General features: G+C 41.8%; 16 protein-coding genes. 5 read left to right on the top strand and 11 right to left on the bottom strand.

The genetic code is table 11. From position 1 onward, the window contains the following. Positions 1–414 precede the first annotated feature (414 nt). From MHB64_RS07780 to MHB64_RS07760, 5 genes are all read right to left on the bottom strand, one after another. Complete coding sequence (locus MHB64_RS07780) at positions 415–1,332, bottom strand: DUF5692 family protein (protein ID WP_094876867.1); 918 nt, start codon at positions 1,330–1,332, stop codon at positions 415–417. 440 nt (positions 1,333–1,772) lie between these two features. After that, positions 1,773–3,035, bottom strand: a complete 1,263-nt coding sequence (locus MHB64_RS07775) for an FAD-dependent oxidoreductase (RefSeq protein WP_094871637.1) — start codon at positions 3,033–3,035, stop codon at positions 1,773–1,775. 3 nt (positions 3,036–3,038) lie between these two features. After that, positions 3,039–4,076, bottom strand: a complete 1,038-nt coding sequence (locus tag MHB64_RS07770; protein WP_341134104.1) for a helix-turn-helix domain-containing protein — start codon at positions 4,074–4,076, stop codon at positions 3,039–3,041. A 124-nt stretch (positions 4,077–4,200) separates the two neighbouring features. Then, positions 4,201–4,932, bottom strand: coding sequence for a metallophosphoesterase family protein (locus tag MHB64_RS07765; protein WP_341136058.1), 732 nt, complete (start codon positions 4,930–4,932; stop codon positions 4,201–4,203). A 185-nt stretch (positions 4,933–5,117) separates the two neighbouring features. Then, positions 5,118–5,639, bottom strand: coding sequence for a MarR family winged helix-turn-helix transcriptional regulator (locus MHB64_RS07760; protein WP_094871634.1), 522 nt, complete (start codon positions 5,637–5,639; stop codon positions 5,118–5,120). Positions 5,640–5,856: 217 nt separating this feature from the next. Here MHB64_RS07760 and MHB64_RS07755 point away from each other — a divergent pair, with 217 nt between their 5' ends. Next, on the top strand, positions 5,857–7,488 hold the full coding sequence (locus MHB64_RS07755) for an MDR family MFS transporter (RefSeq protein ID WP_445671629.1): 1,632 nt from the start codon (positions 5,857–5,859) through the stop codon (positions 7,486–7,488). Between the two features lie 75 nt (positions 7,489–7,563). On the opposite strand, the gene MHB64_RS07750 is transcribed toward MHB64_RS07755, so the two are convergent. Beyond that, a complete protein-coding gene (locus MHB64_RS07750) occupies positions 7,564–8,031 on the bottom strand; it encodes a MarR family winged helix-turn-helix transcriptional regulator (RefSeq protein ID WP_042186061.1) in 468 nt (155 codons plus the stop codon). Between the two features lie 216 nt (positions 8,032–8,247). Here MHB64_RS07750 and MHB64_RS07745 point away from each other — a divergent pair, with 216 nt between their 5' ends. Further along, complete coding sequence (locus MHB64_RS07745) at positions 8,248–9,747, top strand: amidase (RefSeq protein WP_341134102.1); 1,500 nt, start codon at positions 8,248–8,250, stop codon at positions 9,745–9,747. Between the two features lie 29 nt (positions 9,748–9,776). Here the strand turns inward: MHB64_RS07745 and MHB64_RS07740 are convergent, their stop codons facing one another. Further along, positions 9,777–10,331 (bottom strand): TetR/AcrR family transcriptional regulator, encoded by a 555-nt coding sequence (locus MHB64_RS07740; protein ID WP_341134101.1) that lies wholly within the window; start codon positions 10,329–10,331, stop codon positions 9,777–9,779. Between the two features lie 183 nt (positions 10,332–10,514). Here MHB64_RS07740 and MHB64_RS07735 point away from each other — a divergent pair, with 183 nt between their 5' ends. Both MHB64_RS07735 and MHB64_RS07730 read left to right on the top strand, forming a co-directional pair. Further along, complete coding sequence (locus tag MHB64_RS07735; RefSeq protein WP_094871622.1) at positions 10,515–11,402, top strand: ABC transporter ATP-binding protein; 888 nt, start codon at positions 10,515–10,517, stop codon at positions 11,400–11,402. Continuing rightward, the gene (locus MHB64_RS07730) at positions 11,399–12,211 is read left to right on the top strand and encodes an ABC transporter permease subunit (protein WP_341134100.1); all 813 of its coding nucleotides are present in this window, start codon (positions 11,399–11,401) and stop codon (positions 12,209–12,211) included. The genes MHB64_RS07735 and MHB64_RS07730 overlap by 4 nt, the downstream gene beginning before the upstream one ends. Before the next feature lie 96 nt (positions 12,212–12,307). Here the strand turns inward: MHB64_RS07730 and MHB64_RS07725 are convergent, their stop codons facing one another. The 4 genes from MHB64_RS07725 to MHB64_RS07710 form a co-directional block, all read right to left on the bottom strand. After that, a complete protein-coding gene (locus tag MHB64_RS07725; protein ID WP_341134099.1) occupies positions 12,308–13,270 on the bottom strand; it encodes a glycoside hydrolase family 43 protein in 963 nt (320 codons plus the stop codon). 105 nt (positions 13,271–13,375) lie between these two features. Further along, positions 13,376–14,287 (bottom strand): carbohydrate ABC transporter permease, encoded by a 912-nt coding sequence (locus MHB64_RS07720; protein WP_094871617.1) that lies wholly within the window; start codon positions 14,285–14,287, stop codon positions 13,376–13,378. Positions 14,288–14,340: 53 nt separating this feature from the next. Continuing rightward, complete coding sequence (locus tag MHB64_RS07715) at positions 14,341–15,219, bottom strand: carbohydrate ABC transporter permease (RefSeq protein WP_094871615.1); 879 nt, start codon at positions 15,217–15,219, stop codon at positions 14,341–14,343. Positions 15,220–15,298: 79 nt separating this feature from the next. Continuing rightward, on the bottom strand, positions 15,299–16,543 hold the full coding sequence (locus MHB64_RS07710) for an extracellular solute-binding protein (RefSeq protein ID WP_341134098.1): 1,245 nt from the start codon (positions 16,541–16,543) through the stop codon (positions 15,299–15,301). A 275-nt stretch (positions 16,544–16,818) separates the two neighbouring features. On the opposite strand from MHB64_RS07710, the gene MHB64_RS07705 reads away from it, so the two are divergent. Next, positions 16,819–17,724 carry an ArsR/SmtB family transcription factor gene (locus MHB64_RS07705; protein WP_042186035.1) on the top strand — a complete coding sequence of 302 codons (906 nt, stop codon included), beginning with the start codon at positions 16,819–16,821 and terminating at the stop codon, positions 17,722–17,724. The last annotated feature ends 24 nt before the right edge of the window (positions 17,725–17,748 follow it).

Below are 17,748 nucleotides of genomic sequence, written 5' to 3'. Positions count from 1 at the left end.
CGGTTTTCCGCATACATTTCCCTCGTTTACGTTACCGTCGGCACATTGTATTCGGTTTTCCGCATACATTTCCCTCGTTTACGTTACCGTCGGCACATTGTATTTAGTTTTTCGCATACATTTAGCTCGCTTACGTTACCGTCGGCACATTGTATTTGGTTTTTCGCATACATTTGTCCGTAAGCTCGACTAAAACATGCATTTCGAAGGATATAAGGTGCGCTCGGCCCGTTATACATCCCAAAGAGGCGTGTGCTTAATTAAAAACAGGGCTCCCCATCGCCACCAGTTGAATATAGGCCCATCCCATAAATTCGTTTCACATTTCTCCGAAATCCCGTAATTTTATAAATTCTATTCCATAAAAAAACCCGCGCTAGGCGCGGATTCTTAAAGAAGCTATTAATTCTTCTATTATTTCGCACTCTCCGCAATCGTCTTATAAGCCGCTAAATCTGTATACACTTCCACTTTAAGCGGATTGCGTTTATGTTTGATAATCTTATAGAAGTGATAGCCAAACACTGCAATATTAGCAGCTAAAGACAATGCACTCACAACCCAAAGCGCCGTTTCGCTGTGAGAAGATTGTACGGAGAACTTTGAATCGCCAACAAACGCCGGGAACGACATTGTAAACATCATCCAAATCGCCAAAGTCTGTGCACGGTGCTGTAGCCATGCTCCCTTTTTGAAGAAGAATGCTGGAATGGTACAAGAGATCAGAAGCGCTGCACCTGCATAGAAGGAATGATCAGAAACTGCGTTATATACATAGGCAAAGTTCCAAATGTCATAAGCAATGATCCAGAACCAAAGCTGGTCCGGCCACAACATATCCTTACTCTTATCTTTACTAATAACAATACCCATCCAACCAGAAATCGTAATAATGTTCAGAATACCTGCGATCCCGTTCATAATGTTCCAAGGACCGCCTACCATCATTACGCCATCCACCATGCCTTGCAAGCTGTACACTTGGAAATCACGGATAACGGCTTCAAGAATGTTAACTGCAAGGATAATCGCCGGGAACATTAATATATATTTATTTTTGTCCCATCCTTTAACATAACGGATAGCCATAAACCCTATACATCCTGCCAAGGCAGAATATACTTTTACCCAGTGAAACCATGTTCCAGTACTGGAGCCTTCGCCTGCCGTATTTGGCCAGACCGCTATGGTAAGCACAATAGGGACAACGACAAACAAAATGATTGAGAACCACTTGCTTCTTCGAGCTATTTCGTTGAAAAACATTAATCCTGCAAGTACTACCAACCACATTAGAGCAGAGTACCAGGGAATCGATTCGAATAAAAACATAATGTATTCCTCCTAAAAGTTTTATGAGCATAAGCATCACTGATTGTCTTCGTGCAAAACTAGCTTCGTAAGCATTCGTGTTTTTTGTATGTAAGTGATGTCTTGAGACCAATATATCCCATCCTCCTTCGAACGATCAAACCGATCAAAACGTTGATTTATCAGGGTTTTCATAGTTTCATTTCAAGTTGAGTTTACACATCAATAGGACTGGAATTCATCCAAGGTCCTACCCCAAGTAAGGGAATCTATTAGAAACTATGTCTACAGAACTACAGACTGTAAACCTAACTTGAACGTAAAATATCCCCTACAAAGTGGAGTTTTGCTTTAATGCTTACTCAGGTACTTTGTGAGAGGCCCAAAATATATACTTTCTGCAATAAAAAAGCCTTGCCGACAAATTTCTTTGTGGACAAGGCTACTGTTAACGCTATATTTCAAAAAAATCTGTCAACCAAATATTTCGAATATACGATACAGTTCTCCAGTGTAGGAAAATTCATAATTTCTCCAGCATAATAGATTTCATCTCTGCCCTGCATCTGATCAAGCCGTTCATAAAAGCCGTCACGGATCGCATTAGAATCTACATGGGGGAATTGCCTCCAGCGCTTCATCATATACAGACGGATGTTCTCGCCGCCCAGCTCGTGAAGTTTATTTTCTACCTTTTCCCGCATCTCCAGATCTGTCATTTCATCATTCTCCGCTACGTAAACCGTAACTAAATCCGTTGTGCCCATATCTGCCCACCTGTAATACCATGCCATCATATGTCCCTTGCGTTCAGGATTCATATTACAAGGGATATATCCAGAAAGCTCCGGTAACCCCTTTACTCTGTAGGCGTATACTCTAAACTGTTCATAGGTGATGCTCTCTAATAATGTTCTATCTTCAGAAGACAAGTGCACCATATCGCCTAAATGCTCTAAAGAAGCTGTATAAATAACCTTGTCAAAATAAAAGATATCCTGATTTGTTTCCACCCGAACTTGGCCGTTTGCCTCTTGCTCCATCTGTAGCACTTCACAAGTCAGACGCAGATCCTCTACTTGGTCAGCCATTCTTCTAATGAGTTCTGTGACTCCCTTAGGCCAGGTTATCATGTGAGTAATCTCAATAAAGGATAATAAATTATCATAAGTAAGAAATTTCAATACATAAGCGGCCGGCACATCCTGAATACTCCCAAAACCAAAAGTATTGAAGTAATGCATATACACCTGCCCAATAACAGAAAGATCATTCTCCGTACACCATTCTGAAAAAGGCTGGCATAAATCTGCTGGTAAGTGGAGAAAACCCGGTTCTAGCAGGGACTCATAACGCTTCAAAATATCAGGCAACCGTTTAAATTCTTGTGTAAACACCTGAATCTGATCCATGGGAATCTGTGAAGTCTTGCGCCCGTTTGTATCAAAAAATCCCCGTTCCAAAAGTGGCCCCTTATCCATAAGGTCGAACTCTCTCATAAGTTCTATCGTATGTTTATAAGTTGGCAAGCCGATTAGGGTTCCCATTTCATAGGTTTTCCCCTTGTATTCAATCGAATGACACTTGCCACCTACACGGTCTGACTTCTCAAGGAGAGTAATATGGGTATATCCTTTTTTCGCTAGCTGGTAGGCAGCTGTAACCCCAGAAATCCCTGCACCGATGATCCCTATTCTGTCTTCATACTTCACATTAGTCATCATCCGTTATCTCCTTGTAAATAACCATAATGGCAAGGTCTCACGCTGACCCGAATACTCAAGTGCGACATCTGATGGTATTTTCCCCCGATTAGGTCCGTCTGTGATTACCCTGCTAAAATTATAGATTCTCAAGTATTCGTGTAAGCGCTTTTCCAAAGTCTCAAAGGAACCTATCGAAACATCCAACCAAGCCTGCTGGTAAAATTCTTTCGACAACACCGCTACAAATTGCTGTAATGGCTGAAATACTTCGGTCTGATCTGCAGTTATGGCTACTTGATTTATGTTGTTCTTATGTAAAAAATCGCTGTATTTATGTTTGCCTCTATCCCAGTTTGTAGTAAACTCACGACTTTTGTTCGTAACCAAATTGTCGATTTGGAATTCTAATGTCTTCATTAATGGGATGACCTTCAGATGCATAAAATCGATAAATTGAATGGAAGACTTCCGATTATAAAGCTTAACTAAGCCTAATCTGGAATAGGCATCGTAGACCACGTATTGATACACCTTTCCTACCCTTGGGAACACTCCCATATAGCTAATGCTCTGTTGGCACATATACCCGGGATGAGCATTTTCCGGATTTTTCATCTTATAGTCCAGAGGTTTTGGTTTCTCTTTACATCCTCTGCTGTTAGCCGCTTGCGCGCCGTCCCTCTTCTTTGCTTTGATTTCTTTGGCGTAAGCCTCACGTTCTATTCTCTTACTAAGCCTATTTCGACGCAGCACATTATAAATACCTGACTCCCCTATGTTCACACCCTCATCCTGCAGTTCGTAAAAGATTCGCTTGGGTCCATCTTCAGGAAATTTGGCAACGTATTGTAAGATCAATCTTTCCGTTCGCTTATCCACTTTATTAGGCATTACCGGCCTTCGTTCCTTCTCTGCCAGTCCATCCATCCCCTGCTCTTGGTAAGCTTTACACCACTGATAATAGATCGTCCGGGATATACCAAACTCCTTACACGTTTCGCTCACATTGTTGCTGATAGTCCCTTGCATGAGGATATGATATTTGTTGTTTGCATTCATCTATTACACCCCCTATTCTCTTTATTTTATACATAGTCGGCGTTTAATACAGTGCTATTCTACAATTTCTTAAGTTCTTTTCATGACTTATATAACAAGAAATCCATTAAAAAAGAGAGACCGCTCAAGGCTTCTCCCCATTTTGAACAAAATGTGTAATGTATTCCCCTCCAGAAATCTCCAAGCAGTTCAGACGTTGGCCATAGGCACATCCACCATCCACACCAATCTTATCGCCCAGCGGACTAAACCAGATGTCTTCCGAATCATGCAGTTCCGTCGTTGACGTATGTCCAAAAACTACCGTTTTGTTAGTGTTAACTACAGGTTTCGTATAAAATGGTTCTCTGATCCAAATAAAATCATACGGCTCCTGCTGCTTCCAATCCTCAAGTAATGGATTAATGCCTGCATGAACAAAGATATGCTCGCCTGTCTCATAATAGAGGGGTAATGAACCTAGAAAGTCCAAATGATGTTTGTATTTCTGTCTAATTTCTTCTTTCAGCAACATATAATCACGCCAGCCAAAATCTGCTTTAAAAAAGTCAGAATCCGCCTCACAATAGCTCATCAATGTATACAAACCGCCGTTGTTAAGCCAATGTGTATCCAGTTTATCATCCTCGCTGGTGAGCGCGTCATAGGCCATTTTATCATGATTACCTTTTAGAACTGTGACGCCCCATTCCCGCTTTTGGGCCATAACTTGATCCACAATTCCTTTACTATTGAGACCTCTGTCCACATAATCCCCCATCAGGATGAGCTTGTCCTCGGATGGCCGATAGTTTATTTTTTTTAATAATGCGTTGAATTCGGAATAGCTTCCGTGAATGTCGCTAATCGCTAATATTCTGATAGTAATTCCTCCTGGCTCTGGATGCTACAAGCTAAAACGCCTTCGGCGTCCTTTAAAGGACGGTTAGCGTTTATGCGAGAATTATAAGGATAAAATATATCGTGAAACTTATACTTTCTTATAATTAAAAAAAGACGTTCCGGGCAAAGGCACCGAAATATCTTTTTTTGAAATGGTGGCTATACGGAATCCAAAACGAGTGGATCTTCATCGGATGGATTAAAAAACTGGCGGCTTCTGACTTCATGCACTGCTTCTTGAAAACGATCGCACAGAAAAATCAACTGGTCGATCTCTTTCTTACCCACCTTTTCCGTAACTTCACTTAAAATACCTGAAAAAGTAGCCATCTGGGAATCATAAATCTGCTCCCCTTCATTCGTCAGACCAATATATACAACCCGCCGATCAGTATCGGACGTTGTTCGCACCACATAACCCTTCTCCTCCAAACTGTTAACCATTTGTGTCGCAGTAGGTCTGCTAATTTGGAGCAAGTCGCTTAATCTAGAAATCATGACTCCCTGCTGCTCTTCGACTTCGTCTGAAAGCTTCTTTCGCTTCATTAAATTGTTTATGACATACATCATCATAAATTCTCTATACGAAATCGCTTCCTTCGAGGACGGACGAGAGGTCAAACGCTTAATATTTTCAAAGGCTATAATTAGCTTTTGCTCTTGACTATTTTGAGTATCCATAGGGCACCTCCAATTTAACTCAATCTAATTAGATTACTTACCTATTTCCAAAAAATCAAGTCCAATTCACATTCTGTTTCCATAAAAATTAAATAATTAAACAGTTGTGCTAAATGATGAATTTGTGTATTATACATAAATGATAGTTTGGCTACCTAATTAATAAGACATGAATTCCCAAACTACAATATATAGAAGTTAAAGGAGAGGAACAGCTCTGGAGCATCTTACGCAAAAGAAAAAAGTTACAATTATGATTGCTTTAATGGCGGCTATGTTTTTCGCAGCAATCAACCAGACCATTGTAGGCACTGCAATGCCCCGAATTATTGCGATGTTAGGAGGCATTGAACATTATACTTGGGTAATTACCATCTATATGCTCACCTCCACAATCGCTACCGTACTTGTCGGAAAACTATCTGATATTTACGGGAGAAAGCCATTCCTGCTAGCAGGGATCGTTATTTTTATTATAGGCGCTTTCCTGTCCGGATTGTCGACCAATATTTTTCAAATGATCACTTATCGCGGGATTCAAGGTCTTGGCGGCGGGATTCTAATGTCCGCTACCGTAACCGCTGTAGGTGATTTGTTCGCTCCAAGAGAGAGAGCCAAATGGACTGGAATTATGATGGCCATATTTGGATTCTCTAGTGTAATTGGTCCTACCCTTGGCGGCTTCATGGTGGATCACATGGCTTGGAAATGGATCTTCTGGATCTTCTTGCCTTTCGGTATCGTGGCTTTCTTTATGATTTGGAAAATGTTCCCTAAAACTACACGCTCCACTTCAGAATCCATTGACTACTTAGGCTCCATTTTCCTTTCCCTTACCATTGTTGCACTCTTGCTCGGCTTTTCATGGGCGGGTACAAAATATGAATGGGGTTCCCCAGAGATACTCAGCTTGTTCGGGGCATCTATTCTCGGAGTTATTATTTTAATTCTGATTGAACGAAAAGCTAAAAGTCCAGTATTGCCATTATCCTTATTTAAGAATTCCATCGTAACCATCTCCATGGTTGTCGGCTTCCTGATGAATGCCGGTATGATGGGCGCAATGATCTATCTGCCATTTTTTGTCCAAGGTGTAGAAGGCGTCTCCCCAACCAACTCGGGATTCATTAATATGCCGATGTCACTGGCAATGATTGTACTTAGTACGCTCGTGGGCAGATGGATCTCCAAATCAGGTAAATACAAGCGTTATGCCCTGATTGGTATGCCATTTATGGTTGCAGCCATGATCTTAATGGCCTTTATGAGCAACATTGCGATGGCCGTAGTCAGCATGATTGTCTTCGGTATTGGCTTAGGACTATCGATGCCTGTATTTACCTTAACCGTACAAAATGCCGTAGCGCCTTCCATGCTAGGGGTTGCTACTGCAACAAATACTTTGTTCCGTAATTTAGGCGGAACCATTGGTATTGCTATTATGGGTACCATCATGAATACTACATTAACGAATAAACTAGAGGCAGCGGTGTCCTCTGGCAAGGGTCCAGATTTAACCAAACTTGACCCTGAATCCGCTAAACAGCTTTCCGCATTTATGAATCCGCAAATGCTGCTGGATCAGCCTAAGCTGAAGGAACTGCACGCAACGCTGCCAGAGCAAATCCAACCGCTCTTCAATCAATTGATTGAGATGCTGCGAAATGCACTAAGCGATTCCCTGACGGTTGTATTCTTAAGCGGCACCGCACTGTTAGTCATTGCAGCATTGCTTGTCTTGTTCCTAAAAGAGATTCCGTTACGAAGTGGTGAGAAAAAAACAGAGGTCACTGCAGAGGGAAAAAGCGAAGGCAAAAACATTGAAAAGTCAGTACCTGCTGCACACTAATCACAAATAAATATACATTAGAGATGTCCGTAAACAGCTTAGGCTGTGCGGCATCTCTTTTTTATGTGAAGGAGATTAGGATTCGGTTGGTTGATCGTTCAATTCTTCGAAATAATCGTAGACTTCGTTTAACAGCTCCATTAACGAATCTGTCTTTTCTCTGCCCATATAATCAATCATGCCTTTAAAGGTATTTCGGGATTTCGTTACGGCCATTTCGGCCAAATGCTCTCCTTTTTCCGTAAGCGTGATTTCACTGATTCGGCGATCCTGGGCATCGGCAGAACGCACTACATATCCCTGTGCAATCAGACTATTGACCATCTGTGTAACCGTAGGAGAAGTGACTTTAAGAAACTTGCTGATATCTGAAACCGTCTGCCCCTTCTTCCCTTCCCGTTCCTTGCCGAGCTTTAAAGAAACCAACATCCGAACCTCACTTGGCTTCAATCCCCAGACTGTAGTTTTACGCCAATTCATCCTGGCAAATTGCTGGAAAGCTTCCATTAGTCCATCAACATTCTGATATTTATCTTCGTTCATCAGTACACCCCATAAGATCCATTTAACACTAAGTATAGCCTAATCGGACATAAAAAAGAATTGATAGATGTCAGGGATCCATTTTCAAATCATTACTAGCGCGATGTATAATAAGATCAGATGAAAGGGCTTGGTCGTCCTTTACTGACGATAAATGATACATTGTTATATATAAAATACAGGCCATTCACGCCTATTCGAAAGAGGTTATCTATCATGTCCTTTTCTTATTCTACACATGACGCTCTAGGGCTTGCTGCGCTTGTCAAAGCACGTGAAGTCTCCCCTCGCGAGTTGGTCGAAGCCGCCTTCGCCCGGCTCGATGAAGTCAATCCAGTCCTTAATGCGGTCGTACGCACTCGTAGAGAAGCTGCTCTTAAGGAAGCTGACGATATGCCTGTCCAGGATAGTGCTCGCCCTTTTGCTGGCGTTCCTTTCCTGCTGAAGGATATCTCCCAAGCTATTGCTGGAGAACCTCTTACTTCGGGTGCCTTGCTTATGAAAGACAATATTGCTAGACGTGACTCGAACTACGTAGCACGAATCAGAAACGGCGGATTTATTCCGCTTGGACATACGAATACACCAGAATTCGGCCTCAAAAATATTACCGAGAACATCCTTCATGGCCCGGCACGTAATCCATGGAATCCCGAATATTCCCCCGGTGGTTCGAGTGGCGGCGCTGCTGCTGCGGTAGCTTCTGGTATTGTTCCGGCAGCGGGAGCTAGTGATGGTGGTGGATCGATCCGTATCCCCGCCTCGTTCACCGGCTTGTTCGGGCTAAAGCCAACCCGTGGACGCACTCCAGTAGGACCAGGTGTAGGCCGTCAATGGCAAGGTGCTTCTATCGATTTTGCATTGACAAGGTCAGTTCGCGATACCGCTGCTATGCTGGATTTACTGCAGGTTGTGCAGCCAGAGGCTGCTTTTCAAACACCGTTATATCCTGGTGTCTATCTGGATGATCTATTCAAGCCAACACAGCGAAAACTACGCATAGCGTTCACAACCGCTTCCCCAGTAGGCACACCAGTAACGAATGAAGCCGTAATTGCTGTGCTCAAAACTGTAAAATGGCTCGAAGCTGAAGGGTATGAAGTGGAAGAAAAGCTGAGTCCAGTAAATGGTGTAAGGCTAATGGAGAATTACTATACGATGAATACCGGGGAAGTGGCAGCGATGTTCGTATCGCTGGAGAAGATGAAGGGACGTTCCATTACTGCCAGTGAAGTAGATATCGTCACTTGGGTCCTCGGAGAAGCTGGGAGAAAAGTCTCTGCAGCTGAATTTGTGCATAGTCTGGATGAATGGGATATTGCAGCCGCTCAAATGGCAGGTCTGCTTAATCGCTACGATCTGTATATCACACCAACAAATGCGGATTCAGCACCTAAGATTGGCGAGCTGACGCATAGCGCTGCTGAGATCGAAAAGCTGCTGCATGTACATGAATTGCCGAAAGAAGAGCAGCAGCGCATGATTTACGCGATGTTTGAACCAAGCTTAACTTATACACCGTTCACCCAACTCGCCAATTTGACGGGTCAACCGGCTATGAGTGTTCCTGTCCATATGTCGCGAGAGGGTCTGCCGTTGGGGGTACAGGTAATGGCTGCGAAAGGCCGGGAAGATATACTGCTTCAGCTTGCAGCCCAGCTTGAACAATCCGAACTGTGGATAGGGATGACAGGGAATCCGCTGTTCCCAGAATGAATTAGAGGGAACAGGTTGCAAACCTTACGCTACTCCTGCTCCCGCCCGCAAATGCCATAGAAGAAGAGATGGATGGCTTCGTCCAGGAAGGCATCTATATCTTCTTGTTTGCTGGCTTCATCTAGCATTTCCCCAGAACTTCGCATGTACATTCCCATAAATGAAAGAATCCCTTTGGTCGACACTTTACTTGAGATTTCTCCTCGTGCTTTTCCATCCTCCACCATCTTGACCATCAATGGTAAAACGTCATTCGTGTACCGTTCCTCAATATAATGAAACATTTCCTGGTCTTCAACCATAAGCTCTTTTACCGTCGCGGGAGGCAATGAACTGTAGGTTTCTCTTTCCATCGTCATAATATATTGAATAATCTCTTTCAGAGAATGCGCCCCATGAATGTAATCTTCAAAGTCACGAATGGCCTTCTCTATAAAATCCTTAAAGGACTCACTAAGCAGAGCTTCCTTACTGCCAAAATAATTATAAATCGTCACCTGTGAGACCCCTGCTTCTTTGGCAATGTCTGCGATTCGAAGACGTTTGGGCTCCCAAAGCTTGAGCATATCCATTGTAGTTTTCATAATTTTGAGCTTTATCTGTGCCGCTCTTTTCTCAAATCCATTCATGCTATCCACCCTTATTTAATGAAATATTCATAATCAATTATTTCATAATTTCATTGACTTCGTTGTTCACTAGGAATAATATAACATATGAAATATCCAATTAATAATAGTTCATTATTTTGCAGTGGGGGTGGCGGCATGCTTGTAGTTGAAGGCTTAACCAAACGATTTTCGAATGGCAAGGGCATCGAAGATGTTACGTTTACCGTAAATAAAGGCGAGGTGTTTGGATTTCTGGGGCCTAACGGCGCAGGTAAATCAACGACTATAAGACATATCATGGGATTTATGGTGCCGGATCGAGGTTACGCGAGCATCCATGGACTTGATGTATGGAAAGCACAGGGTACGGTCCAGAAGCATATCGGTTATCTCCCTGGTGAGATCAATTTTTTTGACGGGATGACGGGCATTTCCTTTCTTAAATTCATGTCTGGCATGCAAGGGATGAAGAATACCACTAAACGTGACCACCTGATTGAACGCCTGCAATTTGATGCCGCAACTCCGATCCGCAAAATGTCAAAGGGAATGAAGCAAAAAGTCGGTATTGTCGCAGCTTTCATGCACAATCCTGAAGTTATCATTCTGGATGAACCTACCTCGGGTCTCGACCCGCTTATGCAAAAGGTATTTATAGATCTCGTATTGGAGGAAAAAGCAGCCGGAACCACTTTTCTAATGTCCTCTCACAGCTTTCAAGAAATTGAGCGAACCTGTGACCGCGCTGCAATCATTAAAGACGGACGTATCATCACTGTAAAAGATATTCACGAATTACAATCGATGCAGCGGAAGCTGTTTGAGGTTGTTTTCACAAATCGTGAAGATGCAGAGCAATTTGCCGCCTCTGGTCTTCAAGTGGAAGCTCGCGAAGGGAATATGGTCCGCATTGCTGTACAAGGCAATTACGATCGATTCATTCAGGAGACTGGTAAATACAATATCCGCAGTATGGATGTGTTCACGCAGAATTTAGAGGATATCTTCATGGACTATTATGACCGTGAGGGGGCCGTGCAATGAATCTTCCACTCTATAAAGAAATGATGAGAGTGAACCTGAAAGGAATTATGAATTACGCCTTCGGTTCTGCCTTCTATATTCTGTTTATGATCTGGCTCTATCCAGGGATCGCTGGAAGCACACAAGCTATCGATGATCTCATTAAAGCTATGCCAGAAGGTGTGGGAAAAGCTTTTGGATTAAATAGCGGATTCACCAGTGCTGAGGCGTTTATCTCAGGAGAATATTACGGACTTATTCTGGTGCTGATTCTATCCATTGTCTGTGTACAAATGTCAACACAGCTCATGGCTCGGCTGGTGGATCGCGGCTCTATGGCTTATCTGCTTATAACACCAACTACGCGAAGAAAAGTAGCTACCACGCAGGCGCTTGTACTCACGACAGCGTTGCTCCTGATTATGGGTGTGACTACACTCGCCGGACTATTAGGTAAAGCATGGTTCCTCGGCAGTGAATACGAATTTAACAGCGGACGTTTTGTACAGTTGAATACCGTTGCCTTTTTATTGTTTTTTGCCGTTGCGGGACTGACTTTTCTGATTTCCTCGATATGTAATGATGAGAAAAAAGCGCTTGGGATTTCCGGTGCCATCACCTTCGGATTCTTCACTTTGGACTTGCTTGCTAAAATAAGTGATAAAATGGAGGGGTTACGTTACCTGACCCTATTCTCCTTCTATCAGCCGGGTAAAATCGTTCAAGGTAACATGGAGATTATTCAGATTTCTAGTTGGTTACTGTTGATCGGTGTTCTCGCTTTCGCCTTAGGGATCGAGCTGTTTAAACGACGGGATCTTTCATTATAAGAAAAGGGGGACACTCCGATAGCATATTGCTAACGAAGCGTCCCCCTTTATTAAAAGAAGAATATAAAAGCTTCTTCACACTAGAGAAGCATTATTTTAAGATTTCGTATCCGGTCTAGGGGCACCAAAGTTTGGCGTTCCATCTTCATTCCACTCGATCACTTGCACACGCGCATGCCGATTAGGGTCATATAACGGGTCTCCTACAATCTCCTTATAGCTTCTAGCATGGAACACCAGGATATCCTGTGTGCCATCTTCAGAAACTGTAAAGCTATTATGCCCCGGACCATACTGACCGTTTTCTTCAGAAGTCGTAAACACAGGTTCTGGTGTTTTGACCCATGATTTTGGATCCATTAAATCACTGTTCTCATCAGCAGTTAACAACCCCATACAGTAGTTATGATCTGTCGCACTTGCCGAGAAAGTCATGAAAATACGTCCATTCCGCTTAAGAACTGCCGCACCCTCATTCACCAGGAAGCCGATTTTTTCCCATTCATATTCAGGCGTGGTGATGCACACCTGCTCTCCTTTTAATGTCCAAGGATTCTCCATTTCGGAGATATACATATTAGAATTACCAGGAACATCAGGATCCTTTTGTGCCCAAACGTAGTATCTAACCCCTCTGTGTTCAAAAGTGGTTGCATCCAGGGCAAAGGATTCCCATTTCGTTTTGATTTGACCCTTCTCCACCCATTCCCCTTCCAAAGGATTTGCGGATGAATTTTCTATGGCAAACATGCGATGATCAAATAAGCCATCTTTCGTATCGGAAGTATGTGCTGCTGCAAAATACACATACCATTTTCCATCAATATAGTGAATCTCAGGCGCCCAAATGTTGGCACTCATTAAGCCAGTTTCATGCTTCACCCAAATGGTCTTCCCCTCAGCCTCAGCTAATCCCTGAATGGATTCAGAACGACGAAGCTCGATTCTATCAAACTCCGGAACCGAAGCTATGAAATAATAATAACCATCAGTATGTTTATAGATCCATGGATCTGCCCTTTGCTCAATAAGCGGATTTTTCGCATTGAATTCTCTCATGATGACAACTCCTATATCTCTCTTTATTTTTAATTTTATGGGTCACCAAAACACACCCTTCCTTATAAAGAAGGTAAGGTGTATTTAAGTTTATGTTCATTGGATCTACCCTTTAATACCTGAATTCAAGTTAATAGATTGAACGAAGTATTTTTGAGCAAATATAAATAGCAGCAAGGTTGGAATGATCGCCAAAATCGCCGACCCCATTAATTGCCCGATCATACGATAGTTTCCATAGATATCTTGAAGCAAGAGCAAACCCGCTGTAACCGGCATTTTGTCTACATCTGTGTACACGATAACCGGCCAGAGGAAGTCATTCCAAGATCCCGTAAAGGAGAACAATCCGCAAACAATCAAAATTGGCTTAACTAGCGGCAATATAATTTGTGCGAAAATTCTAAAATCACTAGCACCGTCAACTTTTGCAGACTCATCTAATTCTTTGGGGATACCGTTCATAAACTGTCTGACCAAGAAGATGTTCCCCATACCCGCAAGACCCGGAATAATCATTGCCCAGGAAGTATTCACCCAACCCAAGGAATCGATAATTTTGTAAGAAGGAATCAAGTTAACCACACCGGGGAAGAAAGAGATGCCTAGCAAAGTGAAGAACAACGTGTCTCTTCCTTTAAAGTTAATCCGGGTATAACCAAAGCCAGTAATCGAAATCACAATAACCACCAGGATGGTGTGGGATGTCGCGATAAATAATGAATTGCCTAACCAACGTAGAATCGGGGCTGTTGAAGTATTGTTCAGAATCGTTACATAGTTCTCAAAAACCCATGTTTCAGGAAATAGTCTAAAGCCGGTGGAAACCACTTCCGTTTGTGATCTAAAAGATGTGGAAATCCCGAATATAACCGGAATAATCCAAATCACACAAAGGATAAGCAAAAAAGCATATGATACATATTTTGAAATGCTAATATTGGATGAGCCTTTTACTTTGCCTGTTCTATTTACAACTGGACGATTATCTAGGCCATTTAACGCCTGATTTGACATTTTAGTACACCTACCTTTTCCATTTCCTTGTTAATCCATTAGTTCCGAGAACCTTATGTAGCATTTCGGTTCATTACATAATATTGCAGTGCGGAGATCACCAAGATTACTAATCCCAATAACACTGCCATCGCCGATGCCATCCCTGCAATGGATTCACCATTACCGAAAGCTAATTGACGAATATACATCATGAGTACATGTGTACTTTGTCGAGGCCCGCCATCGGTCATCATTAACGGTTGGCCGAATACATTGAAGGCTCCAGCAGTTGTCATAACAAAGGTATAGATTAATGGAAAACGAATAGACGGCAAGGTGATACTTGTGAATCTTTTAATTGAACCCGCACCATCGAGCTCTGCCGATTCATATAATTCCTGCGCAACACCACTTAAGGAAGCACGATAAATAATCATGTTGCCCCCAATACCACCCCATAGTGTAATTACAATGATGATAATCCACGCATACGGTTGATTTGCTGGCCAAGCAATTTGTGATCCGAATAGATTACCAGTAATCCCTAATTGCTTATTAAAGATCAAAAGCCAGATTAGTGCTGCCGCAGAAATTGAAATTAAGCCTGGAATATAGAGAATAGATTGAATTAAGCTCTTCATTTTAACTTTTTTATGTTCAAGTGCAACAGCAACCATTAATGGGATAACTATTAATAATGGAACAGAGAGAACCACAAAAACCAGCGTATTTTTCAGACCTCTGAAAAATTGAGTATGAAACGTTGATTTGCCATCAAAAAGAATGGCCTTATAGTTATCAAAGCCTACCCATACCGGGTCACTCATTAAATTCCACTTTGTAAATGAAGCATAAATCCCATAAATCGTTGGCAATAAAATGAAGATAGCAAACAAAATGACGTGCGGACCTACAAAGAAGGCAGGTGCCCAGTTTATTTTCTTTTTCATAGGATTTCATTTCTCCTTTTGCACAAAGTAATGCACCACAGTACGGCACATTACTTCGTACAATCTATTCTATTTCGCTTTATTTCGCTGCACTGCTGCTTTCTGCGATCTTATCTTCTACAAACTTCTGCATGGTTGCCAAGGTCTCATCTAGATCAACGTTACCGCGAACGATATCTGCGCAATAAGTATCTACTGCTTCTGCAATGTATGGGTAGTACTCATATGTGTAAATGTAAAGGGATTCAATTTCTTTTTCATTAGAAGTAAAGAAGGATTGCATGTAGTTTTGGTATTCCGGACTTTGGTTAACTACGTTACTGGCTACGTTTTGACCAGCTTTTGCCCATTCCATTGAGTTTGTACGCACATATTCTAAGAAGTTAGCAATCCCTACTTCTTTTTCATCTGTTCTCTTGTCGTTCTTAAGCATAGCGAACAAGTGAGAAGAAGATCTGTTCGTGAATTTATCAGCGGTTGGAGAATAAATGTTAGTCACACCAAAGTTCAAGCCTTCAACTCCGGCATGTGCGGTAGAACTCCAAGTTCCATCTGTGGAGAAGAGTACATTTTGGGATTGGAACATCAAGTAACCGTCTTCACCAAATGGAGTCATCAAACCCGCATCGGCAATTTTCTTAACATCTTCAAAAGCTTGTTTAAATACTGGGGAGTTAACAGCCGGTTTGCCATCCACCTGAATATCTCCGCCCAAGTTTTGAATTTGAGCCAGGATAACCCATCCGAGCAAGGCATCATTCACTACATAGTCGCCTTCATCCAATTTACCTTCCAAGGAAAGCATTTCATCAATCGTAACAACGTTATCATCCAAGAAAGATTCAGCATTATATTTCTTGAGCAAATCTTTATTGTAATACATTACGTTACTGTGGATATCAAGAGGTACTGTGTATTGCGTTCCGTCGATGTTACCAGTGTTCCAAGCTTGTGGTAAGTAATTTTCAGCTTTTAGTTCAGGTTGTGCCGGCAATACAGTATCTTGCATGGGTTCTAAGACACCTTGCTTAACAAACCCAGGAACACGGTCAGCGTGGATAATGGCTAAATCAGGAACACCTTTGCTGGAAGCCAAAACGGTAGAAATTTTCGTGTACATATCAGCTGTAATAACGTGCTTCACTTTAATCTCTGGATTCGTTGCATTGTATTCTTTAACGATTTGATCCATATAAGCACCATCATCACCGGTCAGCGGTGTCCAGAACGTAATCGTCTTACTATCATCTTTACCACCACATCCTGCTAACACTGTCGTTAACATTAGAACCGTTGCTAATACTACTCCAAATTTCTTTTTCATTACTCTCTCCCCCTGCAGCTGTAATGTTAAGATAATCATTCACATTAACTTTGTTGGAAACGATTAACTTAAACTTAGTATACAGTCGATTTGAAAGCGTAGTCAATAACTTTTAAATAAACTTAATTGATTTTTTTAAATCTTAGTTAACCTTTTAGTTCATTAAGAGAAGATGAAAGCGATATATTATTTACTTCAGTTACCTTTCGTGTTACTTTATATAGAGATTAATAAACTTTACAGTATATGAAATTACTTTGAAAGAAGTGGATAAAATGCAATTGGAAATAGACAAGTCCTCTCTCGTTGTTTATGAAGCCTTGGCAAGTGAAGTACGAATAAAAATCATTCAGTTACTCTCCAAAAATAAGATGAACATCAAAGATTTGGCAGAAGAACTTAAAATAAGCAGTCCCATCGTAACAAAACATATTAAAAAGTTAGAAGATGCAGGCATCATAAAAACAGAAAAGGTTCCTGGTAAATCCGGAATGCAAAAAATTTCAATTCTTAGAGTCGATCATATTGAGATTAACTTCCCTAAGAAAATCTTTCATTCCTTTGCCTCCTATGAGACATCCGTGCCGATTGGTCATTATACGGACTATGATCTGAAGCCTACATGCGGACTTGCCACAGAGAAAGAGTTTATCGGCAGAGTAGACGAACCCAAGTATTTCATGGACTCAAAAAGAGTCGATGCAGAGATTCTATGGTTTACCCAAGGTTATGTTCAATACAACATTGCCAATTTCCTAAAAAAAGATGAAACCTTACAGCAATTTGAGATTAGCTTAGAGCTTTCTTCTGAATTCCCATTTGCCAATGACGTATGGCCTTCAGACATTACCTTTTCATTGAACGGCTTGGAACTAGGTACTTGGACAAGCCCTGGCGATTTTGCTGATGCAAGAGGTAAATTCACACCTGAGTGGTGGCCGCACAATATTAACCAGTATGGATTACTAAAAACGATTAGAATCACTAATCACAATGGAACTTACATTGACGGTGACCCCATGTCTTCCGTTTCGATAGAGGATTTAGATACGACCTGTGACCGATGGACTTTCCGGATCGAAGTGAAGGAAGATGCAAAACACGTCGGAGGCGCGACAATTTTCGGAAAAAAATTCGGAAATCATGATCAAGATATTATGTTCAAAATGTATTACCTTTAAAATCTTCTAGTATGCTTAAGAATC

Source organism: Paenibacillus sp. FSL K6-2859 (assembly GCF_038008265.1).
Taxonomy (GTDB): Bacteria; Bacillota; Bacilli; order Paenibacillales; family Paenibacillaceae; genus Paenibacillus_AQ; species Paenibacillus_AQ nitricinens.
Note: the sequence above shows the minus strand (reverse complement) of the source record. Positions and strands in the feature narration are given on the sequence as shown.

What these genes read in the sequence shown, in the direction of transcription:
- MHB64_RS07730 (WP_341134100.1), top strand. Translation starts at nt 11,399, where the DNA reads ATGAATCTTCCACTCTATAAAGAAATGATGAGAGTGAACCTGAAAGGA.
- MHB64_RS07705 (WP_042186035.1), top strand. Translation starts at nt 16,819, where the DNA reads ATGCAATTGGAAATAGACAAGTCCTCTCTCGTTGTTTATGAAGCCTTG.
- MHB64_RS07710 (WP_341134098.1), bottom strand. Translation starts at nt 16,543, where the DNA reads ATGAAAAAGAAATTTGGAGTAGTATTAGCAACGGTTCTAATGTTAACG.
- MHB64_RS07775 (WP_094871637.1), bottom strand. Translation starts at nt 3,035, where the DNA reads ATGATGACTAATGTGAAGTATGAAGACAGAATAGGGATCATCGGTGCA.
- MHB64_RS07720 (WP_094871617.1), bottom strand. Translation starts at nt 14,287, where the DNA reads ATGTCAAATCAGGCGTTAAATGGCCTAGATAATCGTCCAGTTGTAAAT.
- MHB64_RS07715 (WP_094871615.1), bottom strand. Translation starts at nt 15,219, where the DNA reads ATGAAAAAGAAAATAAACTGGGCACCTGCCTTCTTTGTAGGTCCGCAC.
- MHB64_RS07760 (WP_094871634.1), bottom strand. Translation starts at nt 5,639, where the DNA reads ATGGATACTCAAAATAGTCAAGAGCAAAAGCTAATTATAGCCTTTGAA.
- MHB64_RS07745 (WP_341134102.1), top strand. Translation starts at nt 8,248, where the DNA reads ATGTCCTTTTCTTATTCTACACATGACGCTCTAGGGCTTGCTGCGCTT.
- MHB64_RS07735 (WP_094871622.1), top strand. Translation starts at nt 10,515, where the DNA reads ATGCTTGTAGTTGAAGGCTTAACCAAACGATTTTCGAATGGCAAGGGC.
- MHB64_RS07780 (WP_094876867.1), bottom strand. Translation starts at nt 1,332, where the DNA reads ATGTTTTTATTCGAATCGATTCCCTGGTACTCTGCTCTAATGTGGTTG.
- MHB64_RS07770 (WP_341134104.1), bottom strand. Translation starts at nt 4,076, where the DNA reads ATGAATGCAAACAACAAATATCATATCCTCATGCAAGGGACTATCAGC.
- MHB64_RS07740 (WP_341134101.1), bottom strand. Translation starts at nt 10,331, where the DNA reads ATGAAAACTACAATGGATATGCTCAAGCTTTGGGAGCCCAAACGTCTT.
- MHB64_RS07750 (WP_042186061.1), bottom strand. Translation starts at nt 8,031, where the DNA reads ATGAACGAAGATAAATATCAGAATGTTGATGGACTAATGGAAGCTTTC.
- MHB64_RS07725 (WP_341134099.1), bottom strand. Translation starts at nt 13,270, where the DNA reads ATGAGAGAATTCAATGCGAAAAATCCGCTTATTGAGCAAAGGGCAGAT.